The 26,309-nt window shown below is 73.4% G+C and carries 27 protein-coding genes; 13 read left to right on the forward strand and 14 right to left on the reverse strand.

All coding sequences use genetic code 11. From position 1 onward, the window contains the following. Positions 1-53: 53 nt before the first annotated feature. Both CMN_RS04620 and CMN_RS04625 read left to right on the forward strand, forming a co-directional pair. A complete protein-coding gene (locus tag CMN_RS04620) occupies positions 54-503 on the forward strand; it encodes a PTS sugar transporter subunit IIA (protein WP_015489687.1) in 450 nt (149 codons plus the stop codon). Beyond that, positions 500-772: a PTS sugar transporter subunit IIB gene (locus tag CMN_RS04625; RefSeq protein WP_015489688.1), complete on the forward strand. Its 273-nt coding sequence runs from the start codon at positions 500-502 to the stop codon at positions 770-772. Before CMN_RS04620 ends, CMN_RS04625 begins: the two co-directional genes overlap by 4 nt. On the opposite strand, the gene CMN_RS15285 is transcribed toward CMN_RS04625, so the two are convergent. From CMN_RS15285 to CMN_RS04645, 4 genes are all read right to left on the reverse strand, one after another. Continuing rightward, the gene (locus CMN_RS15285) at positions 721-1,224 is read right to left on the reverse strand and encodes a hypothetical protein (protein ID WP_227077748.1); all 504 of its coding nucleotides are present in this window, start codon (positions 1,222-1,224) and stop codon (positions 721-723) included. The genes CMN_RS04625 and CMN_RS15285 overlap by 52 nt on opposite strands. A gap of 345 nt (positions 1,225-1,569) precedes the next feature. Further along, positions 1,570-2,061: a MerR family transcriptional regulator gene (locus CMN_RS04635; protein ID WP_015489689.1), complete on the reverse strand. Its 492-nt coding sequence runs from the start codon at positions 2,059-2,061 to the stop codon at positions 1,570-1,572. Positions 2,062-2,150: 89 nt separating this feature from the next. Next, positions 2,151-3,854 (reverse strand): phospho-sugar mutase, encoded by a 1,704-nt coding sequence (locus tag CMN_RS04640; protein WP_015489690.1) that lies wholly within the window; start codon positions 3,852-3,854, stop codon positions 2,151-2,153. After that, entirely contained in the window at positions 3,851-4,678 is an 828-nt protein-coding gene (locus tag CMN_RS04645; protein WP_015489691.1) for a purine-nucleoside phosphorylase, read from the reverse strand. Before CMN_RS04645 ends, CMN_RS04640 begins: the two co-directional genes overlap by 4 nt. 90 nt (positions 4,679-4,768) lie before the next feature. Here CMN_RS04645 and CMN_RS04650 point away from each other — a divergent pair, with 90 nt between their 5' ends. Then, a complete protein-coding gene (locus tag CMN_RS04650) occupies positions 4,769-6,208 on the forward strand; it encodes an NAD(P)H-quinone dehydrogenase (protein WP_015489692.1) in 1,440 nt (479 codons plus the stop codon). A gap of 69 nt (positions 6,209-6,277) precedes the next feature. On the opposite strand, the gene CMN_RS04655 is transcribed toward CMN_RS04650, so the two are convergent. After that, on the reverse strand, positions 6,278-8,047 hold the full coding sequence (locus CMN_RS04655; protein ID WP_015489693.1) for an acetyl/propionyl/methylcrotonyl-CoA carboxylase subunit alpha: 1,770 nt from the start codon (positions 8,045-8,047) through the stop codon (positions 6,278-6,280). 122 nt (positions 8,048-8,169) lie between these two features. Here CMN_RS04655 and CMN_RS04660 point away from each other — a divergent pair, with 122 nt between their 5' ends. Beyond that, positions 8,170-8,697 carry a hypothetical protein gene (locus tag CMN_RS04660; protein ID WP_015489694.1) on the forward strand — a complete coding sequence of 176 codons (528 nt, stop codon included), beginning with the start codon at positions 8,170-8,172 and terminating at the stop codon, positions 8,695-8,697. A 22-nt stretch (positions 8,698-8,719) separates the two neighbouring features. On the opposite strand, the gene CMN_RS04665 is transcribed toward CMN_RS04660, so the two are convergent. Continuing rightward, positions 8,720-9,391, reverse strand: a complete 672-nt coding sequence (locus tag CMN_RS04665; protein WP_015489695.1) for a Maf family protein — start codon at positions 9,389-9,391, stop codon at positions 8,720-8,722. Positions 9,392-9,472: 81 nt separating this feature from the next. Here CMN_RS04665 and CMN_RS04670 point away from each other — a divergent pair, with 81 nt between their 5' ends. From CMN_RS04670 to CMN_RS04685, 4 genes are all read left to right on the forward strand, one after another. Beyond that, positions 9,473-10,720, forward strand: a complete 1,248-nt coding sequence (locus CMN_RS04670; RefSeq protein ID WP_015489696.1) for a class I SAM-dependent RNA methyltransferase — start codon at positions 9,473-9,475, stop codon at positions 10,718-10,720. A gap of 99 nt (positions 10,721-10,819) precedes the next feature. Then, positions 10,820-11,524: a response regulator transcription factor gene (locus CMN_RS04675; RefSeq protein ID WP_015489697.1), complete on the forward strand. Its 705-nt coding sequence runs from the start codon at positions 10,820-10,822 to the stop codon at positions 11,522-11,524. A gap of 34 nt (positions 11,525-11,558) precedes the next feature. Next, positions 11,559-12,860, forward strand: coding sequence for a sensor histidine kinase (locus CMN_RS04680; protein ID WP_227077749.1), 1,302 nt, complete (start codon positions 11,559-11,561; stop codon positions 12,858-12,860). Next, the gene (locus CMN_RS04685; protein WP_015489699.1) at positions 12,857-13,879 is read left to right on the forward strand and encodes a DUF8320 family protein; all 1,023 of its coding nucleotides are present in this window, start codon (positions 12,857-12,859) and stop codon (positions 13,877-13,879) included. Before CMN_RS04680 ends, CMN_RS04685 begins: the two co-directional genes overlap by 4 nt. 270 nt (positions 13,880-14,149) lie before the next feature. Here CMN_RS04685 and CMN_RS04690 read toward each other — a convergent pair whose 3' ends face one another. Both CMN_RS04690 and CMN_RS04695 read right to left on the reverse strand, forming a co-directional pair. Further along, positions 14,150-14,383, reverse strand: coding sequence for an acyl-CoA carboxylase subunit epsilon (locus CMN_RS04690; protein WP_015489700.1), 234 nt, complete (start codon positions 14,381-14,383; stop codon positions 14,150-14,152). Beyond that, entirely contained in the window at positions 14,380-15,951 is a 1,572-nt protein-coding gene (locus CMN_RS04695) for an acyl-CoA carboxylase subunit beta (RefSeq protein ID WP_041465240.1), read from the reverse strand. The genes CMN_RS04690 and CMN_RS04695 overlap by 4 nt, the downstream gene beginning before the upstream one ends. Before the next feature lie 149 nt (positions 15,952-16,100). Here CMN_RS04695 and CMN_RS04700 point away from each other — a divergent pair, with 149 nt between their 5' ends. Together CMN_RS04700 and CMN_RS04705 are read left to right on the forward strand one after the other, a co-directional pair. After that, positions 16,101-16,883: a biotin--[acetyl-CoA-carboxylase] ligase gene (locus CMN_RS04700; RefSeq protein WP_015489702.1), complete on the forward strand. Its 783-nt coding sequence runs from the start codon at positions 16,101-16,103 to the stop codon at positions 16,881-16,883. A gap of 3 nt (positions 16,884-16,886) precedes the next feature. After that, entirely contained in the window at positions 16,887-17,681 is a 795-nt protein-coding gene (locus CMN_RS04705) for a PH domain-containing protein (protein ID WP_015489703.1), read from the forward strand. Between the two features lie 39 nt (positions 17,682-17,720). Here the strand turns inward: CMN_RS04705 and CMN_RS04710 are convergent, their stop codons facing one another. Next, positions 17,721-18,224, reverse strand: coding sequence for a GtrA family protein (locus CMN_RS04710; RefSeq protein ID WP_015489704.1), 504 nt, complete (start codon positions 18,222-18,224; stop codon positions 17,721-17,723). A 50-nt stretch (positions 18,225-18,274) separates the two neighbouring features. On the opposite strand from CMN_RS04710, the gene CMN_RS04715 reads away from it, so the two are divergent. The 3 genes from CMN_RS04715 to CMN_RS04725 are packed head-to-tail and all read left to right on the forward strand — an operon-like array spanning position 18,275 to position 21,414. Further along, complete coding sequence (locus CMN_RS04715; RefSeq protein ID WP_258560788.1) at positions 18,275-19,489, forward strand: 5-(carboxyamino)imidazole ribonucleotide synthase; 1,215 nt, start codon at positions 18,275-18,277, stop codon at positions 19,487-19,489. A 54-nt stretch (positions 19,490-19,543) separates the two neighbouring features. Further along, positions 19,544-20,068: a 5-(carboxyamino)imidazole ribonucleotide mutase gene (purE, locus tag CMN_RS04720; protein WP_015489706.1), complete on the forward strand. Its 525-nt coding sequence runs from the start codon at positions 19,544-19,546 to the stop codon at positions 20,066-20,068. Continuing rightward, entirely contained in the window at positions 20,065-21,414 is a 1,350-nt protein-coding gene (locus CMN_RS04725; RefSeq protein ID WP_015489707.1) for an LCP family protein, read from the forward strand. The genes purE and CMN_RS04725 overlap by 4 nt, the downstream gene beginning before the upstream one ends. A gap of 20 nt (positions 21,415-21,434) precedes the next feature. Here CMN_RS04725 and CMN_RS04730 read toward each other — a convergent pair whose 3' ends face one another. From CMN_RS04730 to rfbB, 5 genes are all read right to left on the reverse strand, one after another. After that, positions 21,435-22,574: a glycosyltransferase family 4 protein gene (locus tag CMN_RS04730; RefSeq protein WP_015489708.1), complete on the reverse strand. Its 1,140-nt coding sequence runs from the start codon at positions 22,572-22,574 to the stop codon at positions 21,435-21,437. 94 nt (positions 22,575-22,668) lie between these two features. Next, positions 22,669-23,415: an ABC transporter ATP-binding protein gene (locus CMN_RS04735; RefSeq protein ID WP_015489709.1), complete on the reverse strand. Its 747-nt coding sequence runs from the start codon at positions 23,413-23,415 to the stop codon at positions 22,669-22,671. Next, positions 23,399-24,268, reverse strand: coding sequence for an ABC transporter permease (locus tag CMN_RS04740; RefSeq protein ID WP_015489710.1), 870 nt, complete (start codon positions 24,266-24,268; stop codon positions 23,399-23,401). The genes CMN_RS04735 and CMN_RS04740 overlap by 17 nt, the downstream gene beginning before the upstream one ends. Before the next feature lie 94 nt (positions 24,269-24,362). Next, complete coding sequence (gene rfbD, locus CMN_RS04745; protein WP_015489711.1) at positions 24,363-25,217, reverse strand: dTDP-4-dehydrorhamnose reductase; 855 nt, start codon at positions 25,215-25,217, stop codon at positions 24,363-24,365. Further along, positions 25,214-26,203, reverse strand: coding sequence for a dTDP-glucose 4,6-dehydratase (rfbB, locus tag CMN_RS04750; protein ID WP_015489712.1), 990 nt, complete (start codon positions 26,201-26,203; stop codon positions 25,214-25,216). The genes rfbD and rfbB overlap by 4 nt, the downstream gene beginning before the upstream one ends. Positions 26,204-26,309: the final 106 nt, after the last annotated feature.

The following is a 26,309-nucleotide window of genomic DNA, read 5'->3' on the forward strand; positions in this document are numbered from 1 at the left end:
GGCTTCCGTCCCGCTCGTCCCGCCCGCCCGCCCCGACAGAGAGGCCGCACCCCGTGCTCCCACCGCTCCCGGACGACGCTGTGAACCTCGGTGCCGAGGCCGCCGACTGGCGCGCCGCCGTGCGCCTCGTGGGCGACGCGCTCGTCCGCTCGGGCGCGGCCACCCCGGAGTACGGGGACGCCATGATCCGCGTGGTCGAGGAGTTCGGCGCCTACGTCGTCATCGCCCCGGGGCTCGCGCTCGCGCACGCCCGGCCCGGGCCCGAGACGCTCGCGGACGGCCTCGCGGTCGTCACCCTCACGGAGCCGGTCGCGTTCGGGCACGCGCACAACGACCCCGTCGACGTCATCGTCGGCCTCGCGGTCACGACGGTCGACCGGCACGTGTCCTCGGTCGCCGACATGGCCAACATCTTCAACGACGCGACCGCGATCCCGCGGCTGCGCGCCGCCACCACCGTCGACGAGGTCCGGCGCATCATGGCCGGCGAGGAGAGCGCATGAAGGTCGTCGCGATCTGCGGCGTGGGGATCGGCACGTCCGGCATCCTCAAGGTCAACGCGGAGCGCGCGCTCGCGCGCCTGGGCATCGAGGCGGACGTGACCGCGGCCGACCTCGCGAGCGTCGCCTCCCTCGGCGAGGACGCGCAGGTGATCCTCACGTCGCCGGAGCTCGTGGACCGCATCGGTCCCACGTACGCCGACGTCGTCGTGATCGAGAACTACTTCGACCTCGAGGAGATCTCGGCCAAGCTCGACGCCGCGCTCGGCTGAGGATCCGGCGCGCTCGTCCGCCCGGCCGGCGCCCCGTGGGAGCGACCCGCGTCACCGGCAGCCGTCGGGCGCGGGCAGCCGCGCAGCACCACCCCGACGGCCGCCGTCGCGATCGCGGGAGAGGTTGCCGTGACGGGCTCGCCGCGGAGCGCCTGCACCGTGACGATCGCGATGACCGCCAGGTACGCGACCGCCGCGATCGCCGTCAGCCGCACGCGCACCCGGTCCGGCGCGAGCGCGGGGATCCGGCGCCCGGCCGCGCCGAGGAGGAGGGCGACGACCGGCAGCACCTGCAGCGCGTGCATGCCGACGAAGTGCGGGATCCGCAGGTCGCCCGCCGTCGTGCTCCAGCCGAGCACGGGCAGCCCGGGACCGTCGTCGTCCGCGCCCACCGTGTGCGCGCCGGCCACGCCGTGGAAGTCGGCGAGCTGGGCCGCGGTCGGCGACGTCATGAGGTACGCGAGCCCGATGCCGACGAGCGCGGTGAGCGCGCCCGCGCGGATCCCGAGCGTGAGCGCCGGTTCGGGCAGCCGGAGCCGCCACGACGAGCGCGACCGCGAGCACGGTGCCGAGGGCGTGCGCCGGCCGCCGGAAGCGGGGGAGATGCGCGATGAGCCAGGCCCAGGAGACGGCGTAGTCGAGGATCGACAGCGAGAACCTGGCCGGCTTGTCCCAGACCGGGGCGCCCGTCACGACGCGGTGGTCGACCAGGCCGCCCAGGAGGCACGCCGCCGCGACCACCGCCATGAGCGCGGCGACCGCCATGAGCGGCCGGTGCCAGTCGTACGCGCGACGGATCACGGGGCGCCGCCCGTCGTCGCCCACGTGGACGAGGACACCGTCGCCTGCGCGATGCGACGCAGCCCCGCCGCGAGCTGGTCGCCCAACACCGTGCCGACCACCATGAGCTCCGCCATGGCCGTGCGGTCGGGGCGCCCGCGCACCGCGGCGAGGTCGGCGTCGGCGTCGACGCGGGCGAGCGCGTCGGCGGGCGGCGGATCCGCGTCCGACGGCCCCGGCGTCAGCGCGTCCTGCGCCACCGCGAAGACCTCCTGCACGCGGCGGGCGTCGGCGTCGAGCACCGCGAGCACCTCCCGGGCGCGCGCGACGGGCAGCTGCCCCACGTCGATGAGGGCGCGCACCAGGCGGACGCGGCGCGCGTGCTCGTCGTCGTAGTCGGTGCGGTTGTCGCTCACGCGCGTGCCCGCGGGGAGCAGGCCCTCGCGGACGTAGTACTTGACCGTGGCGGGGGCCACGCCCGTGGCCTCGGCCAGCTCGGTGATGCGCATGGCGCGAAGCCAGCGAGCTGATAGCGCCACTACCAGTGAGCGCGCGAGGAGAGCCGCGGGCCCGTGACGGCCCGCGGCTCCTGTGGTGACTAGACCTCGAGCAGCAGCGGCACGGCCTGCGCCAGGTCGGCGACGATCGCGCGCGCGGCGTCGCGGCGCTCGGCCACGGTGCCCTCCGTGCTCTGCGCGTCGAGGTAGACCTTGATCTTCGGCTCGGTGCCGCTCGGCCGCACGATGAGCCGGGCTCCGTCGCCCAGGTGGAACCGGAGCACGTCGCTCGGCGGCAGGTCGGCCGTCCCCTCGGCGAGGTCGTCCATGCGCTCGACGTGGCGGGATCCGATCGAGGCGGGAGGGGACTGCCGGAGCTTCGCCATGATGCGCGGGATGACGGCGAGGTCGGTGACGCGCACCGAGATCTGGTCGCTCGCGAAGGAGCCGAAGCGCTCGGCGAACTCGCGGTCGTAGTCGTCGATGGTCTGCCCGCGCGACTTGAGCAGCATGACGCCGTGCAGCACGGCGACGGCCGCGGAGATGCCGTCCTTGTCGCTCGTGATCCAGGGCGCGACCAGGTATCCGAGCGCCTCCTCGTAGCCGTAGATCAGGTCGGGCACGCGGCTGATCCACTTGAAGCCCGTGAGCGTCTCGCGGTAGCCGAAGCCGAGCTCCCGCGCGACGACCTCGAGTGCGGGGGAGGAGACGAGGGACGAGGCGAAGGTGCCCGTGTTGCCGTCCGCGGCATAGCGCTCGGCGATGCCGAGGCCGAGCAGCATGCCGACCTCGTTGCCGGAGAGGCGCCGCCAGGCGCCGTGCTCGTCCGCGATGGCGACCGCGAGGCGGTCGGCGTCCGGGTCGTTGGCGATGATCAGCTCGGCGTCCGACCGTACGGCCGCCTCGAACGCGAGGTCGAGCGCGCCCGGCTCCTCGGGGTTCGGGAACTCGACCGTGGGGAAGTCGGGGTCGGGATCCGCCTGCGCGGCGACGATCACGGGCGCGTCGACGCCGACCGCGTCGAACACGCGCGCCGCGGTCTCCCACCCGACGCCGTGCAGCGGCGTGTACACCCACTTCAGCGGCGCGAGCGGGGCGGCGAACAGGTCCGCCGTCTCCCGCACGTAGGAGTCGATCAGCGTCTCGGGCGCGATCTCGAAGTCGTCCGCCATCGGCAGCTGCTGAACGGTGCGCTCGCCCGCCGCCTTGTGGATGAAGGCCGCGATGTCGCGGTCGGCCGGGCTGACGATCTGCGCGCCGTGGTCCTCGTCGCCCAGGTAGACCTTGTAGCCGTTGTCGCGCGCCGGGTTGTGCGACGCCGTGACCATGACGCCCGCGCTCACGGCGAGGTGCTTCACCGCGTACGCGAGGACGGGCGTCGGGAGCGCCCGGGGGAGCAGCACCGTGCGGACGCCGGCGCCCGCCATGATGCGCGCGGTGTCCTCGGCGAAGGCGCGCGAGTTGTGGCGCCCGTCGTACCCGATGACGATGCTCGGGCGGGGGCTGCGACTGCGGAGGTAGTCCGAGAATCCGGCGGCGGCCTGCGACACGAGCACGCGGTTCATGCGGTTGGGGCCGGCGCCCAGCTCGCCGCGGAGCCCGGCCGTGCCGAACTGGAGTCGCGTCTGGAAGCGGTCGCGGATCCCCGCGGCCGCCTGCTCCCGGTCGGCCGCGGACGCGCCCGCTGCGGTGCCGTCGACGAGGGCGAGCAGCTCGTCGACCTCGGCGCGCGTGATCGGATCCGGGTCCTGCGCCTGCCACGCGCGCGCGGCGGCGACCAGAGCGGCCGTCTCCTCGCGGCTCACAGGGCGCCCACGATGCGGGCGAGCATCCCGCCGATGCGGCCCTCGGCGGCGCGGCCGGCCTCGATGACCTCCTCGTGGCTGAGCGGGGTCTCCTGGATCCCGGCGGCGAGGTTCGTGATGAGCGACATGCCGAGCACCTCCATGCCGGCCTCGCGCGCGGCGATGGCCTCGAGCGCGGTCGACATGCCGACGATGTGGCCGCCGATCGCCTTCGCCATCCGCACCTCGGCCGGCGTCTCGTAGTGCGGGCCGCGGAACTGGCAGTAGACGCCCTCGTCGAGGTCGGGCTCGACCTCGTGGGCGATTGCCCGGAGCCGGGCGGAGTAGAGGTCCGTGAGGTCGACGAAGGTCGCGCCCTCGAGCGGCGAGTCCGCGGTGAGGTTGATGTGGTCGCTGATGAGGACGGGGGTGCCCGGGGTCCAGTGCTCCTTGATGCCGCCCGCGCCGTTGGTGAGGATCATCGTGGTGGCGCCCGTCGCGGCCGCGGTGCGCACGCTGTGCACGACCCGGCGGACCCCGTGGCCCTCGTAGTAGTGGGTGCGGGCGCCGATGACGAGGGCGCGGCGGCCGGACGGCAGCAGGACGCTGCGGAGCGAGCCGACGTGGCCCTCCAGCGCGGGCTTCGAGAAGCCGACGACCTCGGTGGCCGGGACGGTCGCGGTGGTCTCGCCGATGAGATCCGCCGCGCGCCCCCATCCGCTGCCGAGCGTGAGGGCGATGTCGTGGCGCTCGACGCCCGTGAGCTCGGCGATCTGCCGGGCCGCCTGCCGCGCGATCTCCTGGGGGTCCGCGTCGGGCGACTCGAGGGGGTTGCTGTAGGTCATGCCCCGATCCTAAATGCGCGCGTACACGCGGCCCGGGTCGCCGCGGCGGGCGGGTTCGCGCGTGCCCCGGGCCTGCGGGATGATGTGCGCATGGGATACGAGTTCGAGGCCAACCAGCGGATCGCCGTCCTCGGCGGCGGCCCCGGCGGCTACGAGGCCGCCATCGCCGGAGCGCAGCTCGGCGCCGAGGTGACGCTGGTGGAGCGCGTGGGCGTCGGCGGCTCGGCCGTGATGACCGACGTCGTCCCCTCGAAGACCCTCATCGCCACCGCCGAGGCCACGAACGCGCTCGGCGAGGCCGCCGACCTCGGCGTCCAGTTCTTCTCCCGCGGCGAGCAGAGCCGCCGTCCCGTGCGCCCCGAGGTCGCCGTCAACATGCAGGCCGTCAACGACCGGCTGCTCCGCCTCGCGCGCCAGCAGTCCGAGGACATGAAGTCGAGCCTCATCCGCGCGGGCGTCCGCATCGTGCAGGGCGAGGGCCGGCTCGACGGGCCGAACCGCCTCATCGTCTCCACCGGACGCGGCGGCGGCGGCACCGACTTCGACGAGATCGACGCGGACACCATGGTCGTCTCCACGGGCGCGAGCCCGCGCATCCTCGAGACCGCGAAGCCCGACGGCGAGCGGATCCTCACCTGGACCCAGCTCTACACGATGGACTCCGTGCCCGAGCACCTCATCGTCGTGGGATCCGGTGTCACGGGCGCCGAGTTCGCCTCCGCCTACACGGCGCTCGGTGCCAAGGTCACGCTCATCTCCTCCCGCGACCAGGTGCTCCCGGGCGAGGACGCCGACGCCGCCCGCGTCATCGAGGACGTCTTCACGCGCAACGGCATGACCGTGCTGTCGAAGTCCCGTGCCGAGTCCGTCGTCCGGGAGGGCGACGGCGTGGTCGCGACGCTGAGCGACGGCCGCGTGGTCGAGGGCAGCCACTGCCTCATGGCGGTCGGATCCGTGCCGAACACCGCCGGCATCGGCCTCGAGGAGGCCGGCGTCCAGATGAGCGACTCCGGCCACATCCGCGTCAACCGCGTCGCGCGCACCTCGGTGCCGAGCGTGTATGCGGCGGGCGACTGCACCACGTTCCTGCCGCTCGCCTCCGTCGCGTCCATGCAGGGCCGCACCGCGGTCTACCACGCGATGGGCGACGCGGTGAGCCCCACCGAGCTCCGCAACGTGACCTCCAACATCTTCACGCAGCCGGAGATCGCGACGGTCGGCTGGTCGCAGAAGCAGATCGAGGAGGGGCTCGCGCAGGGCGACATCTACAAGCTGCCGCTCGCGTCCAACCCCCGCGCCAAGATGCAGAACGTCAAGGACGGCTTCGTCAAGCTGTTCGCGCGAACGGGCTCGGGCACGGTCATCGGCGGCGTGATCGTCGCGCCCAAGGCGAGCGAGCTGATCTTCCCGCTCGCGCTCGCGGTCGAGCACCGGCTCACGGTGGATGACGTCGCGCGCGCGTTCACGGTGTACCCGTCGCTGTCGGGCAGCATCTCCGACGCGGCGCGCGCCATGCACATCGTGCTCTGACGCACCCGCCCCGCACGCGACGACGGCCGGCCCCCTCGGGGACCGGCCGTCGTCGCGTGGTGCGCGGGATCAGACGATGTCGAGCAGGCGGTGCCCCGACGGGACGGTCTGCCCGACCTCGGCGGAGATCGCGGAGACCGTGCCCGAGGCGTGGGCCGTGAGCGGCTGCTCCATCTTCATCGCCTCGAGGACGACGAGGAGGTCGCCCTTGACGACCTGCTGGCCCTCCTCGACCGCGAGCTTGACGACGGTGGCCTGCATGGGCGACGTGACGGATCCGCCGCCCGAGGTGTCGACGGAGCCGGACTGCTTCCGGCGGGCCGGAGCAGCCGCCGCGCGCTTCGACGAGGACGTGCCCGCGGCGGGCGCGAGGTCCTCGGGGAGGCTCACCTCGATCCGCTTGCCGCCGACCTCGACCACGACGGTGTGCCGGGCGGGCGCCTCGGCGGCGCCATCGAGGGCGCCGGACCAGGGCTCGATGGTGTTGTCGAACTCGGTCTCGATCCACCGCGTGTAGACGGAGAAGGGAGCGCCCTCCGCCGGGGCGAAGGCGGCGTCGCGCACGATGGCGCGGTGGAAGGGGAGCACGGTGGGCAGGCCCTGCACCTCGAACTCGTCGAGCGCGCGACGCGCGCGCTCGAGGGCGTCCTCGCGGCTGGATCCCGTGACGATGAGCTTGGCGAGCAGCGAGTCGAACGCGCCGGAGACCACGTCGCCCGCGCGGACGCCGGAGTCGACGCGGACGCCGGGGCCGCCGGGCGCCTGGAACACGTGCACGGGGCCGGGCGCGGGGAAGAAGCCGCGGCCCGGGTCCTCGCCGTTGATGCGGAACTCGAACGAGTGGCCGCGCGGCTGCGGGTCGTCGTAGTCGATGAGGCCGCCCGCGGCGATGCGGAACTGCTCGCGGACGAGGTCGATGCCCGTGACCTCCTCGGAGACCGGGTGCTCGACCTGGAGGCGCGTGTTGACCTCGAGGAAGGAGATGGTGCCGTCCTGCGCGACGAGGAACTCGCACGTGCCGGCGCCGACGTAGCCGACCTCGCGGAGGATCGCCTTCGACGCGGCGTAGAGCTGCGCGTTCTGCTCCTCGGTGAGGAACGGCGCGGGCGCCTCCTCGACGAGCTTCTGGTGGCGGCGCTGCAGCGAGCAGTCGCGGGTGGAGATCACGACCACGGTGCCGGCCGAGTCGGCGAGGCACTGGGTCTCGACGTGGCGCGGGCGGTCGAGGTATTTCTCGACGAAGCACTCGCCGCGGCCGAACGCCGCGACGGCCTCGCGCGTGGCGGACTCGAAGAGCTCGGGCACCTCCTCGCGGGTGCGCGCGACCTTGAGGCCGCGGCCGCCGCCGCCGAACGCCGCCTTGATGGCGACGGGCAGGCCGTGCATGTCGACGAAGTCGAGCACCTCGTGGGCGCCGGAGACCGGGTTGAGCGTGCCGGGGGCGAGCGGGGCGCCCACGCGTTCGGCCACGTGGCGGGCCGTGGTCTTGTCGCCGAGCTGCTGGATCGCGCTCGGGGACGGGCCGATCCAGACGAGCCCCGCGTCGATGACCTGCTGCGCGAAGTCCGCGTTCTCGGCGAGGAACCCGTAGCCCGGGTGCACGGCGTCGGCGCCGGAGCGGCGGGCGATGGAGAGGAGCTTCGCGATGACGAGGTAGGTCTCCGTGCTCGACTGCCCCTCGAGGGCGTACGCCTCGTCGGCGAGCGTCACGTGCAGCGCGTCGCGGTCCTGGTCGGCGTAGACGGCGACCGATCCGATCCCCGCATCCCTCGCCGCGCGGATGATGCGGACGGCGATCTCGCCCCGGTTGGCGATGAGGACCTTGTTCACTCGCGTCATGAGACCCCAGCCTAGGGTGCGGGATGCGCCCGGCTTCGGAGGGTCCGCACAAACATGCGGGGCCGACGGGTACGCGCGCCCACAACCGGCGCATCCCGGCACGCCCCTGGCATGATCGACCCATGACCGCACCCGGCACCGGCGACGACGACGCGCGAGCCGCCGCGGCCGACCTCCAGGAGCTGCTGCGGGCGACGGTCGCCGAGCTGCGGTCCCGTCGCGCGCCCGACGAGGCGCTCGCCGAGGTGCGCGCCAAGCGCTCGTTCGGCCCCATCAAGCGGCAGCCGGCCATGGTGCCGGTCGGCCGGGCCTGGCGGCTCGGCGTGCTGCTCCTCTCGGATGACGGATCCCTCCGCCGCACCGGCAGCATCACGCGCGCCGTGGAGCCCACGCGCTCCCAGGGCCTCGACTCGGGCGTCGAGGCGCGCAAGGAGGCCAGGCGCCAGGCCGTCCGCGCCTTCGAGGAGGGCGACGCGGTCGACTACGACTGGGAGCCGATCGCGCTCGACGCGGAGTCGCTCGCGCGCGGATCCGGGCCGCTCAGCCTGCGCGGCCGCGAGCTCCGCGTGCAGTGGGGGCCCAACGCGCACGAGACCCGGCCCCTCGCCGCCTACCTGGCGGACCGCATCGAGGTCCTCGGGATGGGCTGACGCCCGTCGGCGCCCGCGCCGCTCAGACGAGCCGCGCCTCGACCGCGCCCTGCCGGTTCCAGAGGTCCGTCCACTCCGTGCCGAGCTCGCGGACGAGCGCTCGCAGGGTGGGCAGGGACAGGCCGACGACCGTGCTCGGGTCGCCCTGGATCCGCTCGATGAACGCGGCGCCCAGGCTGTCGATGGTGAACGACCCGGCGACCAGCAGCGGCTCGCCCGTCGCGACGTAGGCGTCGATCTCGGCGTCGGTGATGTCGGCGCGGAAGCGGACGTCCGCGCCGGCGGCGCGCCCGACACCGCGGACGATGCGGCCGTCGGCCACCTCGATCAGCCAGTGGCCGGAGTGCAGGCGCCCCTCGCGGCCGCGCTGGGCGCGCCAGCGCTCCGTGGCGCGCGCGACCGTGTGGGGCTTGCCGTGCACGACGCCGTCGATCTCGAAGGCCGAGTCGCCGCCGAGCACGAGGCCCGTGATCGGCGCGCCGGCGACGAGCTGTCCGACGACCGCCTCGGCCTTGGCCCGCGCGAGCAGCTGCACCATGTCCTCGGGGCCGAGCGGGCCCTGCAGCTCCTCGGCGGCCGCGACGGCGGCGGGCTCGTCGACGTCGGAGGGCAGCACGACGGGCTCGATGCCGGCGGAGCGCAGCAGGGCGAGACGGGCGGGGGAGGTGGAGGCGAGGTGGAGGCGCGTGGTCACGCCGACATGGTGGCATGCGCATCGGGGCGTCCGCGCGTCCGCGCGTCCGAGGGACGCCTCCGCGTGTGTCAGGGTTGCCGCATGGGTGAGCAGGTGGGCCGCGAGGTCGAGATGGACGTGACCAACATGGCGCACGGAGGGGTCTCCGTCGCCCGGCACGACGGCCGGGTGATCTTCGTCTCGGACGCGATCCCCGGCGAGCGGGTGCGCGCGCGCATCACGGAGGACTCCAAGAAGTCGTTCTGGCGGGCCGACACGGTCGAGGTGCTCGACGCCTCGCCGCACCGCCGGCCGCACGTCTGGGCCGAGGCCTCCGTCGACCGCGCCCCCGAGGACCGCGTGGGTGGCGCCGAGCTCGGCCACATCCGCCTCGCCCACCAGCGCGAGCTCAAGCGGCAGGTCGTCGTCGACTCGCTGTCCCGCATGGCGCACGTCGACCACGACGTGCAGGTCCAGGCGCTCCCCGGCGACGACGAGTCCGACGGCCTCGGCTGGCGCACGCGCGTCAGCCTGCACGTGGGCGACGACGGCGTCGTCGGCCCGTACGCCTCGCGCTCGCACCGCGTGATCCCCGTCGCGTCGCTGCCCCTCGCCACGGCGGGCGTCAACGGCGCCGCGCCGTTCGGCCAGCGCTTCCCCGGCGTCGAGGGGATCGACCTCGTCGCCCCCGCCGACGGCCACGTCCGCATGCTCCTCATCGACGGCAAGGCGCAGCGCCGAGACACCATCACCGAGCGGGTCCGCGACCGCGAGTTCAAGCTGGAAGCCGGCGGCTTCTGGCAGGTGCACCGCCGTGCCGCCGAGACGCTGTACGACGCGGTGCAGTCGTCCATCGACGAGGCCCTCTTCGACCCGCGCGCCGCCAACCTCGACCTCTACGGGGGAGTGGGGCTGCTGGCCGCCGCCGTGGGCGACCGCTTCGGCGACACCACGCGGATCACGAGCGTCGAGAGCGACGAGGTCGCCACCGAGTTCGCCGGCGACAACCTGGCGGAGTGGGTGGGCGCCGCGTCCCTCACGTCGCGCGTCGACCGCTACCTGCAGAAGCTGGCGCGCGAGGCGAGCCCCGCCGAGCGGCGTCGCCTCCAGGGCGCGACCGTCGTGCTCGACCCGCCGCGGGCGGGCGCGAAGAAGCCCGTCGTCGACGCGCTCGCGGAGCTGCACCCGGCGCAGGTCGTCTACGTGGCGTGCGATCCCGTCGCCCTGGCCCGCGACGTGGCGCTCTTCGCCGAGCGCGGCTACGAGCTCCGCTCGGTGCGCTCGTTCGACCTCTTCCCGCACACCCACCACGTCGAGAGCGTGGCCGTGCTGGTGCCCGCCGCCTCCTGACCCGGGGCATCCGCCGCCGGGGGGACGCGCCAGCCGGGCGATACAGTGGGCGAGGCGGTCGTCGGAGAGCGACGGCGCCACGCGACGAGGGGGATCCGGATGACCGAGACAACGCAGGGATCCGATCCGGTGGCGGAGAGCCGTCTGCCCGTCCGCGTCGCCGTCGTCGACGACCACGAGTCGGTGCGGCTAGGCCTCAAGGCCGCGTGCCTCGACGCCGGGTACGAGTTCATCCTCGCCGCCGCGAACGCCCGCGAGCTCGTCGAGGGCCTGGTGGGCCGGGAGTGCGACGTGGTCGTGCTCGACCTCTCCCTGGGGGACGGCTCCTCCGTCACCGACAACGTCAAGGCCGCGCAGGGCACGGGCGCCGCGGTCCTCGTCCACAGCATCGCCGACCGCGTCGCGAGCGTCCGCGAGGCGCTCGCCGCAGGGGCGGCGGGCGTGATCCCCAAGTCGTCGGCCACGCAGACCGTGATGGCGGCCGTCGCCACCGTCGCCCGCGGCGACGTGCTCAACAACCTCGAGTGGGCCACCGCGATCGACGCCGACCGCGACTTCGCGAAGGCCCAGCTCGGCCGGCGCGAGCGCGACGTGCTGCACCTGTACGCCTCCGGCCTGCCGCTGAAGCTCGTCGCGCAGCAGCTGGGCATCGCGAACAGCACGGCGCGCGAGTACCTCGACCGGATCCGCGTGAAGTACGTCGAGGTCGGCCGCCCCGCTCCCACCAAGGTCGACCTGCTGCGCCGCGCCGTGGAGGACGGCATCCTCCCGGGACTGGACCAGGACGGCGGCGATGGCCGCTAGGCCTCCGGCCAGCGCGCCGCCCTCCGCGGCTCCCGTGACGCGCGCCCTCGCCGGCGCCCCGCCGCGGACCCCCGACAACCCCATCAGCCTCGCCCGCATCGAGACGATCCTCGGTCGCGGCGCCGGTGCCTTCGGCCTCCTCTTCGCCCTGCAGTCGCTGCAGGTCATCAGCGGGCAGCTGGACGCGATGCGCCCGGCCTGGAGCATCGCCTTCCTCATCGTCTTCTTCGGCAGCCTCGTCTGGACGTGCGTCGCCGGCGTCATCCGCCGTGGTGTCGTGCCCGCGCACGCGACCGTCGCCCTGGTCTTCGTCCTCGCGCTCGCGACCTGGCCATTCGCGATCATCCCCGAGACCCTCGCGACCGTCCCGCAGCCGTTCCTGTACCAGGAGCTCACGGTCGCCACGACGTGCGCGGCGATGGCCTTCCGCCTCTGGATCGCCGTGATCTACACCGTCGCGGTGCCGCTCGGGCTCGGCTTCCTCGAGGTGGTGGTCCGCCACGGCGTCATCACGCCGCTCGACTCGTTCCTGCAGGTCCTCTACTCGATCATCCTCGGCGGCTCCGTCCTCATGATCGTCACGGTGCTCCGCCAGGCGGCCCTCGGCGTCGACTGGGCGCAGGGCACGGCGCTGACGCGCTACTCGCACGCGGTGCGGCAGCACGCCACGGAAGTGGAGCGCGTCCAGGTCGACGCGATCGTGCACGACAGCGTCCTCACGACCCTGCTCTCGGCGGCGCGCACCGTGGATCCGGCTGCCCGCGCGCTCGCCGCCACGATGGCAGCCAATGCGATGGGGCACCTGGCGGCGGCCGAGCAGGGCACCGACGACGACGCCTCGGTGCCCCTGCGCGCCGTCGCGAAGCGCATCGTCGACGCCGCCTCCGCGCTCTCGGCGCCGTTCGTCCTCGAGACGCGCGACCTCGGCGCGCGCACGGTCCCGGTGGCCACCGCGGAGGCCATCTACTCCGCGGCGGTGCAGGCGATGATGAACAGCCTCCAGCACGCCGGCACCTCGGCCGAGACCATCACGCGCATGCTCGTCATCTCGGGCCACGGCGACGAGGGGGTCGCGATCGACGTGGTCGACGACGGCGCCGGCTTCGACCAGCGCCGCATCCCCACCGAGCGCCTCGGGCTCCGCGTCTCCATCAAGGAGCGCGTGGCGCAGGCCGGCGGGCTCGTCACCATCGAGTCGGCACCGGGGGAGGGCACGGCCGTGCGGATCCGCTGGCCCGCCCCGGGCGACGCCGCCGCGCCCGAGGCCGCCTTCCTTCCCGGGGACCTCGACGCGCCCCCGCCGGACCGGCAGGAAAGTGAGAGGGGCGACCGGTGATCGTCGTCCCGCGCTCCATCGTGCTCGGCCTCGCCGCCCTCTTCTCGGCGTACCACGTGGTGCTCGCGCTCGTCGCGATCTCCGCCCCCGCGGATCCGGCCGTCACGCTCGTCGCGGTCGCGCTCTACCTCGTCGCCACGCTCATGAGCCTGTGGCCCACGAGCCCGACGGTGATGCCCGTCTGGCTCGCGTCGTTCAACCTGGCCGTCGCGACGGTCGTGCCGGTCCTGGTGACCAGCCAGCTCGCGCCCGGCCCGCTCGTGCCCTTCAGCACGTGGCACGTCGCCGCCGTCGGCACGCTGATGACCATCACGTCGGCCCGGCGCCGTCAGGGCTTCGCGTGGGCGGGCATCGTCATCCTGGCGGTGCAGACCGTGCTCTGGGGCGGGCCGGCCGGGCTCGTCGACTACGGCGTCACCGGCAGCGCGCTCTGGGTCGCCGTCTCGCACGTCCTCGCGCACGCGCTCGCCAAGGCCGCGCGCGACGCCCGGCAGTTCCACCGCGCCGAGCGCGAGGCGGCGGACTGGCAGGCCGCGCAGGAGGCGCACCTCTACGAGCGGCAGTTCCGGCTCCGCCAGACGAGCCGCATGGCGGTCCCCATGCTCCGGCGCATCGTGGAGACGGGCGGCGACCTCTCCCCGGAGGAGCGGCAGGAGTGCCTCTACCTCGAGGGCGCGATCCGCGACGAGATCCGCGGGCGCACGCTCCTCAACGACGCCGTCCGCGAGCAGGTCATGCTCGCCCGCCGGCGCGGGACGGTCGTCACGCTCCTCGACGAGGGCGGCATCGACGACCTCGACGACGCCACGCGCGACGTCGTGCTCGACCGGTTGGCCGCGGCTGTGCGGGACACGCGGGCGGACAAGATCATCGCCCGGACGGTGCCCGAGGGATCCGACACGGCGATCACCGTCGTCGGCCTCAGCGTGGCGGGCGACGGCAGCGCGAGCCTCCTGGGCAGCGACGACCTGGACGACGAGGTCGACCTGTGGCTGGAGATCCCGCGCCCGCGCGCGTGAGGCGCCGCCGGCGGTGATGCTGAGAGGCGCGGGGGCCGGTGCCTGCACCGACCGCCCCCGCGCCTCTCCGGTCATCCCGACGACCCGAGCATCGGGATGATCCGCCCCCTGGCGTCGTCTGCTCACCACAGATCGACGACGCCGTGTTGACTGACCCGCGATGCGGGTCCCCCAGCACGACGAGTCTCACGGAACGAGAGGGACGCGCCAAGTCGTCATTTGCGAGGACACGGCCGGGGACGGGCGCGCCCGCGGATGCCGCCGAGCGGGTCAGCCGGAGAAGCCGCGCCACCGACCGGGACCTGGCACGAGCGTGCCGCGGACGCCGCGCTGCGAGCGCTGCCACGCGTCCGGGGCGCGGCGTGCGGGCTGCTCGGCGGCGGGCTGCGCCGCCAGCGCCGCGATGACCGCCGTGGCGGCGGCGAGCTCCTCCTCGGTGGGGGAGCCGCCGACGACGCGGAAGCCGCCGAGCGCGGCGTCCGCCGATCCGCGGGCGTCGCTCACAGCGGGATGTTCCCGTGCTTCTTCGGCGGCAGGCTCGCGCGCTTGGTGCGCAGCGCCCGCAGGGCCTTGACGACCGACGCGCGCGTGGCGGCCGGCTGGATGACGTTGTCGAGCTCGCCGCGCTCCGCCGCGAGGAACGGGCTCGCGACGTTGTACGTGTACTCGTTCGCGAGCCGCGTGCGCACCGCCGCGACGTCCTCGCCGGCCTGCTCCGCGCCCTTGATCTCGCCCCGGTAGAGGATGTTGACGGCGCCCTGGCCGCCCATCACCGCGATCTCGGCCGTCGGCCACGCGAGGTTGATGTCGGCGCCCAGCTGCTTGGATCCCATGACGATGTAGGCGCCGCCGTACGCCTTGCGCGTGATGACCGTGACCAGCGGCACGGTCGCCTCGGCGTACGCGTAGAGCAGCTTCGCGCCGCGGCGGATGACGCCCGTCCACTCCTGCTCGGTGCCGGGCAGGTACCCGGGCACGTCCACGAGCGTGAGGATCGGGATGGAGAACGCGTCGCAGAACCGCACGAAGCGGCTGGCCTTCTCGCCCGCCTCGATGTTGAGCGTGCCGGCCATCGCGTTCGGCTGGTTGGCGACGATGCCGACCGAGCGGCCCTCGACGCGGGCGAACCCGACGATGATGTTCGGCGCGAACAGCGGCTGCGTCTCCAGGAACTCGCCGTCGTCGACGATGCGCTCGATGATCGTCCTCATGTCGTAGGGCTGGTTCGGGCTGTCCGGGATGACCGTGTCGAGCTCGTGGTCGCGCGCCGTCATCTCGAGGTCCACCGTCCGGGGGAACTCCGGCAGCTCGGCCAGGTTGTTGTCCGGCAGGAAGCCGAGCAGCGTGCGCGCGTAGTCCAGCGCGTCGTCCTCGTCGCTCGCGAGGTAGTGCGCGACGCCCGAGACCTTGTTGTGGGTGAGGGCGCCGCCGAGCTCCTCGAAGCCGACCTCCTCGCCCGTGACGGTCTTGATGACGTCGGGGCCGGTGACGAACATGTGGCTGGTCTTGTCGACCATGATCACGAAGTCGGTGAGCGCGGGGGAGTAGACGGCGCCGCCCGCGGCCGGGCCCATGATGAGGGAGATCTGCGGGATGACGCCCGACGCCCGGGTGTTGAGGCGGAAGATCTCGCCGTACTTCCCGAGCGCGACCACGCCCTCCTGGATACGCGCTCCGCCGGAGTCGAGGATGCCGATGATGGGGACGCCCGTCTTGATGGCGAGCTCCATGACCTTGATGATCTTCTCGCCCGCGACCTCGCCGAGGGATCCGCCGAAGATCGTGAAGTCCTGCGAGTACACCGCGACCTGGCGGCCGTTGATCGTGCCCGTGCCCGTGACGACGGAGTCGCCGTAGGGCCGCTTCGCGTCCATGCCGAACGCGTGGGTGCGGTGGCGGACGAACTCGTCGAGCTCGACGAACGACCCGTGGTCGAGCAGCTGGTGGATGCGCTCGCGGGCGGTCATCTTGCCGCGCGCGTGCTGCTTCTCGATGGCGGCCTCGCCGCTCGCGGTGACGGCCTCGTGGTAGCGCCTCTTCAGGTCGGCGAGCTTGCCTGCGGTCGTGTACATGTCCGGGGCGCCGGCGTCCGGGTCTGGCTCGTGTGCAGTCACCCGCCTCACTGTACCGGCGGGTACGTGCCCCGCTCTTGTGGACCACACACAGAAGACGGCGCGTCCGGGGTGCGGTGTCCTCCTGATCCGCTCGGTACGGTGACGGCATGGACCTCCCGCTCAGCCGCCTCGCCGCCCCGCGCCTCCTCGCCCTCGACCGGGTCGGATCCACCAACGACGAGCTCTCCCGGCGGGCGTCCGCGGATCCCGCCGGGTGGCCCGACGGGTCCGTCGTGCTCACCCTCGACCAAACGGCGGGACGCGGCCGTCGCGGCCGCGTCTGGGTGGCGCCGCCCGGCCGCACCCTCGCGGTGAGCGTGCTCTGCGTCCCCGGGCGCGCGGACCTCGACCCCGGGTGGCTGCCGCTCGTGGCCGGGCTCGCGCTCGTCGCGACCCTGCGCGACGTCGTGCCGGCGCCCGCCGAGGTGACGCTCAAGTGGCCGAACGACGTGCACGTGGACGGACGGAAGGTATCGGGGATCCTCGGCGAGCTGGTCGCGCCCGGCCGCATGCTGGTGGGCACGGGCCTCAACCTCACGCTCGAGGAGGCCGAGCTGCCGACGCCCACCTCGACGTCCCTGCGGCTGGCCGGCGTGCCGGATCCGGACGTGGATGCCGTCCTGGCCGCCTACCTCCGGGAGTTCCGCGCCCGCTACCTGGCCTGGGCGGAGGCCGACGGCGACGCGCGCGCCGCGGGGCTCGTCGACGATCTGACGCGCACGTGCGCCACCATCGGCCGCGACGTCCGCGTCGAGCTGCCGGGCGGCGGCGAGCTCCTCGGGCGGGCCACCGGGGTCGACGACGACGGGCGGCTCACGGTGGAGTCCGCCGGGGATCCGGCCGTGAGGTCTGTCGCCGCCGGGGACGTGACGCATCTGCGGTATCAATGAGGCATGGCGCACACGGGTGACACAGAGCGGTACGCACCCGGAGAGGGCGGGCGGGCGCTCCCCGTCCGTGGTAGCCGCCGGGCCCGCCGCAAGGCCGAGAAGGAGGAGCGCCGTCGCGTCGCCGAGGACGACGCCGGTCGCCTGACCTCGTCGCGCGACGTGGATCCGCGCCTCGGCCGACCCGTAGCGCCGCCCGCAGCGCCGACCACGCAGGTCGCGGCCGCGGATCCCGAGCGCGTCCTCGTCCGCCTCCGGCCGCACGGCCGCGCGCTGACCCTGCCGGTGCTGCTGCTCCTCGCGATCTGCCTCACGGGCGGGTACTTCGGCGGCTGGTTCCCGGAGCCGTGGGAGAACGCGCTGCTCCTCCTGTCACTCGCCGGCGTCGCGGTCTTCGTCACGCTGCTGCCCGTGCTGGTCTGGCTGAACCGCCGCTACACGGTCACGACCCGGCGCCTCATCGTCTCGCACGGGTTCTTCGTGCGCACTCGGCAGGAGCTGCTGCACTCGCGCGGGTACGACGTCACCCTCCGCCGCGGCCCCCTGCAGCACCTGCACCGCAGCGGCCACGTCACCATCAACGCCGGCCTCGAGTCGCCCGTCGTGCTCCGGGACGTGCCCTCCGCGGTGCTCGTCGTCCAGGCGCTGCAGGACCTCATGGAGGAGAACGCGAACGTGGTGGCCGCGCGGCGCCGCCAGGAGGAGTCGCGCCGTGGCCGGCCGGGCGACCCGTCCTGGCGGCCGCAGGACGAGGCCCGCTCCGTGTGGCCGGACGACACGCAGCCCTGTCAGCGCGGCTGACCGGTCCCGCGTCGGGGCACGGCCCCGCGTCGGCGGGAGCTAGGGGACCGCCACCCGGTCGGCGTCGTCGGTGCGCGCGGCCGCCTGCGGTGCGGCGTGGCGACGGGCGGGGGAGTAGACCCACTGGCGGTAGAGCACGAAGCGCACCGCGGATCCGAGCCCGAGGCCGATGACGTTGGCCGAGACGTTGTCCGCGAGCGGCGACGTGTACCCGAGCGCGTAGTGCGAGACGTACAGGCACGCGAGCCCGATGACCATGCCGAGGAGGCTCACCGCCAGGAACTCGAGCGCCTCGCGGCCGCGGCGGGTGGTGCGCTGCTTGCCGAAGGTCCAGCAGCGGTTGCCCACCCAGTTGACGGCGATGGCGACGACCGTCGAGGCGACCTTGGCGAGCAGCGGGCCGGCCTCGACGGCGTCGGGGTGGAGGACCGTGGCGCGCAGCAGGTTGAAGACCGCGAGGTCCACCAGGAAGCCCGCGCCGCCGACGACGCCGAACTGCGCGATCTGGACGCCGAGCGACGCGAGGGAGCGACGGGGGGACATGGGCGGGGTCCGTCCTGGATGGGGGAGGATGGCGGGTGGCGTGACGGACGATGATACCGGCTGGTCCCGCCCACCGACCGTCCCCAGGCCGCCCCGAGGCGCCTGCGGGCCCACGCACCTGCTCAGAGGAGGACACCATGACGCCCACCGTCGGAGTCGTCGGAGGCGGCCAGCTCGCCCGGATGATGATCGCGCCCGCCGTGGAGCTCGGCATCGAGATCCGCGTGCTCGCCGAGGCGGACGGCATGTCCGCCGGGCTCGCCGCCACGGCCGTCGGGGACTACCGCGACCTCGACGTCGTCCGCGCCTTCGCCCGCGACGTCGACGTGGTCACGTTCGACCACGAGCACGTGCCGCAGCACGTCCTCCGCGCGCTGGTCGCCGAGGGCGTCGCGGTGCACCCGGGACCGGACGCCCTGCTCGTCGCCCAGGACAAGCTGCTCATGCGCGAGCGCCTCGAGCAGCTGGGCGTCCCGGTGCCGATCTGGGCGCGCGTCGCCGACCGGCAGGCGCTCGCCGCGTTCCTCGCCGACAACGGCGGCGTCGCGGTCGTGAAGACGCCGCGCGGCGGCTACGACGGCAAGGGCGTGCGGGTGGTGCGCTCGGCCGACGAGGCCGACGACTGGTTCGCCGCGCTCGGCGCGGGCGACGCGCTGCTGGCCGAGGAGCTCGTCGACTACGCGCGCGAGCTCGCGCAGTCCGTCGCGCGCCGGCCCTCGGGCGACATCGCCGTGTGGCCCGTCGTCGAGTCGATCCAGCGCGACGGCGTGTGCGCGGAGGTCATCGCGCCGGCGCACGGCGCGAGCTCCCGCCTGCGTGAGGCGGCGGAGGAGATGGCGCGCGGGATCGCCGACGGGCTCGGGGTCACGGGCGTCCTCGCGGTCGAGCTGTTCGAGACCGTCGACGGGCGCCTCCTCGTCAACGAGCTGGCGATGCGCCCGCACAACACCGGCCACTGGTCGATGGACGGCGCGGTCACGGGCCAGTTCGAGCAGCACCTGCGTGCGGTGCTCGACCTGCCGCTCGGATCCACGCGCCCGCTCGCGCCGTGGTCGGTCATGATCAACGTGCTGGGCGGCCCGGAGTCCGGCACCGTCGCGGATCGCTACCCGCGTGCGCTCGCCGACCAGCCGGACGCGCGCTTCCACTTCTACGGCAAGGACCCGCGACCCGGCCGCAAGGTCGGGCACGTCACGGTGGTGGGCGACGACCTGGACGAGACGGCGTACCGGGCGCGCGCGGCCGCGGCGTTCTTCCGGGGCTGACCGCGCGCGGCCGGGCTGCGTGGCGCGGCGGTCCCGCAGGATCCGGCACCTAGCATGGAGCCCGTGAATCCCGACACCCCTGCACTCGTCGGCCTGGTCATGGGCTCCGACTCCGACTGGAACGTGATGGAGAAGGCGTCCCTCGCGCTCGACGCCCTCGGCATCGCCCACGAGGTCGAGGTGCTCTCCGCGCACCGCACGCCCGAGCGCATGATCGCCTACGGGAAGTCCGCGCGCGAGCGGGGGATCCGCGTCATCGTCGCGGGTGCAGGCGGCGCCGCCCACCTGCCGGGCATGATCGCATCCGTCACCACGCTGCCCGTCATCGGCGTGCCGGTGCCCCTCGCGACCCTGGACGGCATGGACTCCCTGCTGTCGATCGTGCAGATGCCCGCGGGCGTGCCCGTGGCCACCGTCTCCATCGGCGGCGCGGAGAACGCGGGGCTGCTCGCCGCGCGCATCCTCTCCACCTCGGACGACCGCATCGCGGACGCCCTCGCCCGCCACCGCGCCGAGCTCGCCGAGCTGGTGGAGCGGAAGAACGCCGCGCTGCAGCAGAAGGTCTCGTCGCGGACGTGAGCCTCACCCAGCCCATCCGGCACCCGGACACCCGGTCCCCGCGCATCATGACCACCCGGGCCTGGTGGCTCGTGATGCTGAACGTCCTCATCCCCGGGAGCGCCCAGGTCCTCGCCGGGAACCGCCGCCTCGGCCGCATCGGCCTCGCATCCACGCTCGCCGTGTGGGCGCTGGCCGTGGTCGTCGGCGGGCTCGCGCTGTTCGCCCGCGGCCCGCTCATCCAGATCGTGTCGCAGGAGTGGGTGCTCCTCGCCGCGCAGGTGCTGCTGGCGGCCTACGCCGTGGTGTGGGTCGTGCTCGCGCTCGACACGCTGCGGCTCGCGCGGATCATCCGGGCCGCACCCGGCGCGCGTCCGATCATCGCGGCGCTGTCGGTGCTGCTCATGGTCGGCACGGCCGGATCCGCGGGGTACGCCGCGTACCTCGTCGGCGTCGGACGCGGGGCCCTCGGCGGGATCTTCGGCGACTACGCCACCGAGGCCCCGGTCGACGGCCGGTACAACATCATGCTGCTGGGCGGCGACGCGGGCAGCGACCGGGCCGGACTGCGCCCGGACAGCATCACCGTGGTCAGCATCGACGCCGACACCGGGCGCGCGACCATGGTGGGCCTCCCGCGCGACATGGAGAAGGTCCCGTTCTCCGACGGCTCGCCCCTGAAGGAGCGCTACCCGAACGGCTACCAGCGCTGCGACGTCGACGCCTGCATGCTCAACTCGATCTACACGGAGGTCGAGGTCTACAAGCAGGACCTCTACCCCGATGCGAAGGGGAAGGGGAGCCTCCCCGGCATCGAGGCGATGCGCGAGGCCGTGCAGGGCGTCACGGGGCTCACGATCCAGTACTACGCGCTCATCGACATGCAGGGCTTCTCCGAGATGGTGGACGCGCTCGGCGGCATCGACATCGACGTGAAGCGCCGCATCGGCATGGGATCCGGCCACGACGACAAGTTCCGGCCGGTGCCCATCCCCGAGTGGATCGAGCCGGGTCAGCAGAAGCTCGACGGCTACCACGCGCTCTGGTACGCGCGGTCCCGCTACCAGACCACCGACTACGACCGCATGTCGCGCCAGCGCGAGGTGCAGCAGGCGGTGCTCAAGCAGTTCGACCCGGCCAACGTGCTCACCAAGTTCGACGCGATCGCCGAGGCCGGCCAGCAGGTCGTGAAGACCGACATGCCGCGCGGCATGCTCGGCTACTTCACGCAGCTCGCGCTGAAGACGAAGGACCAGCCCATCGACGACCTGGAGATCGTGCCGCCCCGGTTCGACTCGCAGAAGCCCGACTTCCCGGCCATCCGACAGGCGATCCAGCAGCAGTTCGCGAACGGCTCCGCGGGCTGATCCCGGGGGCGGAGCGGCGCCTACAGGTCGGCGTGCAGCTGCCAGACCTTCTCGGCGGAGTCGCGCCAGCTGAAGGCCCGGGCGCGGTCCTGGCCGACCACGGCGAGGCGCTCGCGCGCGGCGGTGTCGGACAGCAGGCCGCCGATGGCCTCGGCGAGGCGCAGCGGGTAGCCGGCGGCGTCCTCGCGGGGCACCACGACGCCCGCATCCGCCGCGACCTCGAGGAGGGCCGGCGCGTCCGAGTGCACGACGGGCGTGCCGAAGGACAGCGCCTCCACGACCGGCAGGCCGAAGCCCTCCGAGAGGCTCGGGTGCACGAAGACCGTGGCGCGGTCGAGGGCGACGGCGAGGTCGGCGTCCGTGAGGGATCCGAGGCTCCGCACGCGCGACGGGTCGATGCCCGCCTCGTCGGCCACCTGCGCGAGCTCGACGTCACCCCACGTGGCGGGGCCCACGATGAGGAGCGGCAGGTCGCCGGTCTCGGGCCGGGCCAGCGCCTCCACGAGCGCCTGGACGCCCTTGCGCGGCTCGAGGCTCCCGACGGTGAGCAGGTAGTCGGCCGGCAGGTCGAGCTCGGCGGCACGGGTGGCGGGATCCTCGGGCAGGGCGAGGCGCGGGCTCACGGCCCCGCCGATCACCCGCACCCGGTCGCCCAGGTCGACGTAGCGCGCCAGCTCCTCGGCCAGCGCGTGCGAGGGCACCACGACGGCGTCGGCGTGCTTGCGCGCGCGCTTGGCCATGGCCTTCGTCCAGGAGACGGAGGCGCTCGTCATGCTCTCGGGGTGCGTCCACGCGTTGACGTCGTGGATGGTGGCGACGATCTGGTCGTTCGTGTTCACGCGGTCGTGGCGGCGCAGCGGCGCGAGGAGGCCGGGCGCGTGGACCATGCCGGTCGTGCCGGGCGTCGGGAGGCCCAGCTGCCAGGCGCGGGAGAGCTCGCGACGGGGGAGCGGGACGCGCGTGATGCGCGCGAGGCCCGGCAGGCGCGCCTCGAGGTCGGCCGTCTGCTCGGGCGTGATCGCGGAGACGACCCCCTCGACCTCGCACCCGCTGGGCGTCGCGGCGACGATCGCGCTCGTCAGGTCCTCGGCGTAGCGGCCGATGCCGCCGGGCGTCGGTCCGGTCAGCTGGTCGATAATCACGCGCAGCGTGGTGGTCACGGTCCTCCATCGCGCGGGTGTCGGGTCGGCCCGCGGGAGGACCATCGTACCGGCGCGGCGCCCGGGAAACCGGGAGGGCGCGGCGCCGTCGGGCTCAGCTCCGGCGCATCCGCTCGACCGCGTCCCTGGACGGGCCGTCGAACGCGACCTTCCCGGACTGGATGAGGATCCCGCGCTCGCAGAGGTCCGACACCATGTCGAGGTCGTGGCTCACGACGACCAGGGTCTTCCCCTGGTCGTGCAGCTCGCGGATCTTCGCGAGGCACTTGCGCTGGAACGGCTCGTCGCCCACCGAGAGGATCTCGTCCACCAGCAGGATGTCGACCTCGGTGTGGATCGCGACCGAGAACGCGAGCCGCAGGAACATGCCCGAGGAGTAGTGCTTGACCTCGGTGTCGATGAACTTCTCGATCTCGCTGAACTCGACGATCTGGTCGAAGCGCGCGTCGATCTCGTGCTGCTCCATGCCGAGGATCGCGGCGTTGAGGTAGATGTTCTCGCGGCCCGAGAGGTCGGGGTGGAAGCCCGCGCCCACCTCGATGAGGCCGGCGATGCGTCCGCGGGCTAGCACCTCGCCGCTGTCGGGCTGGTAGACGCCGGAGATGAGCTTGAGCAGCGTCGACTTTCCGGATCCGTTGAAGCCCATGAGGGCCACGGACTCGCCGGGCCGGACGGAGAAACTGACGTCGTCGAGCGCGTCGAAGGTGGAGGCCAGCGGCTTCCGGCGGACGGCCGCGATGACCGTCTCCTTGATGGAGTGGGTGTGGCGGAGGAGGAACGACTTCCGCACGTTCTCGACGATGATGCGCGGGAGCGCGTCCGACTCAGAGGTCCTGGGCAAAGCGCCCCTCCAGCTTCTTGAAGACGAGCTGCCCGAGCAGGAGGCTCAGGAGCGAGACGCCGAGGGCGATGAACCCGTACACCCAGAGGTTCGGCGGCAGCTCGCCGGTGCCGCCCGTGGTCGGGTACCAGAACGCGGCGTGGAACAGCTCGACCGCCGCGGTGACGGGGTTGAGCTGGTAGATCACGAGCAGCCAGTCCGGCAGCACCTTCGCGACCTGCGCGTAGGGGTAGAGCACGGGCGAGGCCCACACGACCACCATGACGATGAGCTCGACGAAGTTCTGCGAGTCGCGGAAGGAGACGTTCGCGGCGCCGAACAGCATGCCGAGGCCGATGGCCAGCGTGCCGATGATGGCGACCGCGAGGAAGATCCCGAGCACCTGCACCGGCGTGGGCGCCCAGCCCACGAGGAGACAGACGACGAGCAGGATCACGAGCTGCGGCAGGAAGTTGACGAGCGCCACGAACGTGCTCGACACCGGGAACAGCTCCCGGGGCAGGTAGATCTTCTTGATCAGCGCCCCGTTGTCCACCAGCGACTTCGTGGAGTTGGAGAAGGCCTCCGTGTAGAAGTTGATGAGGATGATCCCGGAGAACAGGTAGACGGGGTAGTTCACCTGGTTGCGGTTCAGCTGCAGGAAGACGCCCATCGCCACGAAGAACACGGCGAACTGCGCCGCCGGCTTGACGTACGACCAGAGCCAGCCGAGGACGGATCCGCGGTACCTGACCTGGACCTCCTTCTTCACGAGGAGGGAGAGGAGGTAGCGGCGGCGGTACACGTCCAGGAGCCCCGCGCCCGTGCCGGGCCTCGAGAACTCCCGGGACTGGGAACTCGTCATGCTCGACACGTGATGGTGCCCTTCGGACTGCGTGGGGCTCGCGCGGGGCGCGGAGCGGGATCGGCTCGGGTGTCCGGGATCGGACCGGACACGAGTGTAACCGTCAGCGCGCCCGGAGGACGCCGTGCGCGGCGGCGTCGGACAGCGCCTCGCGCCAGTCGCGGAGCGGCGCGAGGCCCACGCGGGCCCAGGCGTCGTGCCCGAGCACCGAGTAGGCGGGCCGCGGGGCCGGCCGCACGAAGGACGCGCTGTCGGTGGGGCGCACGCGCTCGGGATCCAGGCCCGCCTCCGCGAAGACGGCCCGCGCGAGCTCGTACCAGGTCGCCTCGCCGGTGGCCGTGCCGTGGAAGACACCCGCGGGCGCCCCGGCGTCGACCAGCTCGACGATGCGCGCCGCGAGGTCGACCGTCCAGGTGGGCTGGCCGCGCTGGTCGTCGACCACGGAGACCGTGTCGTGCGACGCGGCTAGCCGCAGCATCGTGGCGGGGAAGGACGGGCCGCCGGCGCCGTAGAGCCACGCGGTGCGCACGACGCTCGCGCCCTCCGGGTGGCCCTCGAGCACGAGCCGCTCGCCCTCGGCCTTGGTGCGGCCGTAGGCGGAGACGGGCGCGTGGGGCGCGTCCTCCGGGTAGGGCGAGGTGGCGGATCCGTCGAAGACGTAGTCGGTGGACACGTGCACGATCCGCGCGCCCGCGTCGGCGGCCGCGCGCGCGAGCACGCCGGCGCCGGTCGCGTTGATCGCCCGGGCGGCGTCCTCGTGCTCCTCGGCCGCGTCGACCGCGGTGTACGCGGCGAGGTTGACGACCACGTCGTGACCGGCGACGGCGGCGCGGACGGCGGCCTCGTCGGTGATGTCGAGCTCGGCGCGCGCGGGCGCCGTCACGTCGTGCGCGGCGAGGGCCGGGAGGAGGTCCTGCCCGAGCATGCCGCGGCCGCCCGCGACGAGGATCCGGCTCACGCGGGCAGCTCGGCGCGCGCCTTCAGCGGCTCCCACCACGCGCGGTTGTCGCGGTACCACTGCACGACGTCGGCGAGGCCCTGCTCGAATGGCACCTGCGGCGCGTAGCCGAGCTCGCGCTGGATCTTGGAGATGTCGACGGAGTAGCGGAGGTCGTGGCCCTTGCGGTCCTCGACGCGGTCGACGTACGACCAGTCGCGGCCGGTGGCGTCGAGCAGCAGCTGCGTGAGCTCGCGGTTGGTGAGCTCGGTGCCGCCGCCGATGTTGTAGATCTCGCCGGGCGCGCCCTGCACGAGCACGAGGGCGATGCCGCGGCAGTGGTCGTCCACGTGCAGCCAGTCGCGGATGTTGAGGCCCTCGCCGTAGAGCGGCACGTGCTTGTCGTCGATGAGGTTCGTGACGAAGAGCGGGATGACCTTCTCGGGGAAGTGGTACGGCCCGTAGTTGTTCGAGCAGCGCGTGATCGACACGTTGAGCCCGTGCGTGCGGTGGTACGAGCGGGCGAGCAGGTCGCTGCCGGCCTTCGACGCGGAGTAGGGGGAGTTGGGCTCGAGCGGCCGCTCCTCGTCCCACGACCCCTCGGCGATGGATCCGTAGACCTCGTCGGTGGAGACGTGCACGAAGCGCTTCAGGTCGTGGCGGAGGGCCGCGTCGAGGAGCTTCTGCGTGCCGAGCACGTTGGTCTCGACGAAGATGCTCGCGTCGCGGACGGAACGGTCGACGTGGCTCTCGGCCGCGAAGTGCACGACCGCGTCGACCTGCGGGATCCACTCGTCGAGCACGGCGTCGTCGCGGATGTCGCCCCGGACGAACGTGTACCGCGGGGAGTCGCTGACGGGCGCGAGGTTCTCGAGGTTGCCCGAGTAGGTGAGGGCGTCGAGCACGACGACGTCGGCGCCCTCGAGCCCGGCGTAGTCGTCTTGGAGCGCGTGGCGCACGAAGTTGGAGCCGATGAAGCCGGCGCCGCCGGTCACGAGGATCCTCATGGAGATGTGTCCTGTCGTCGAGACGCCGGGCGGGTGGGCCGACGTCGGGGGAGAGTCCGCTGCTGTTCGGGGGCGGACCGCCTGCGAGTGTACCGGCGACTGCCCC

Source organism: Clavibacter nebraskensis NCPPB 2581 (assembly GCF_000355695.1).
GTDB classification, from domain to species: domain Bacteria; phylum Actinomycetota; class Actinomycetes; order Actinomycetales; family Microbacteriaceae; genus Clavibacter; species Clavibacter nebraskensis.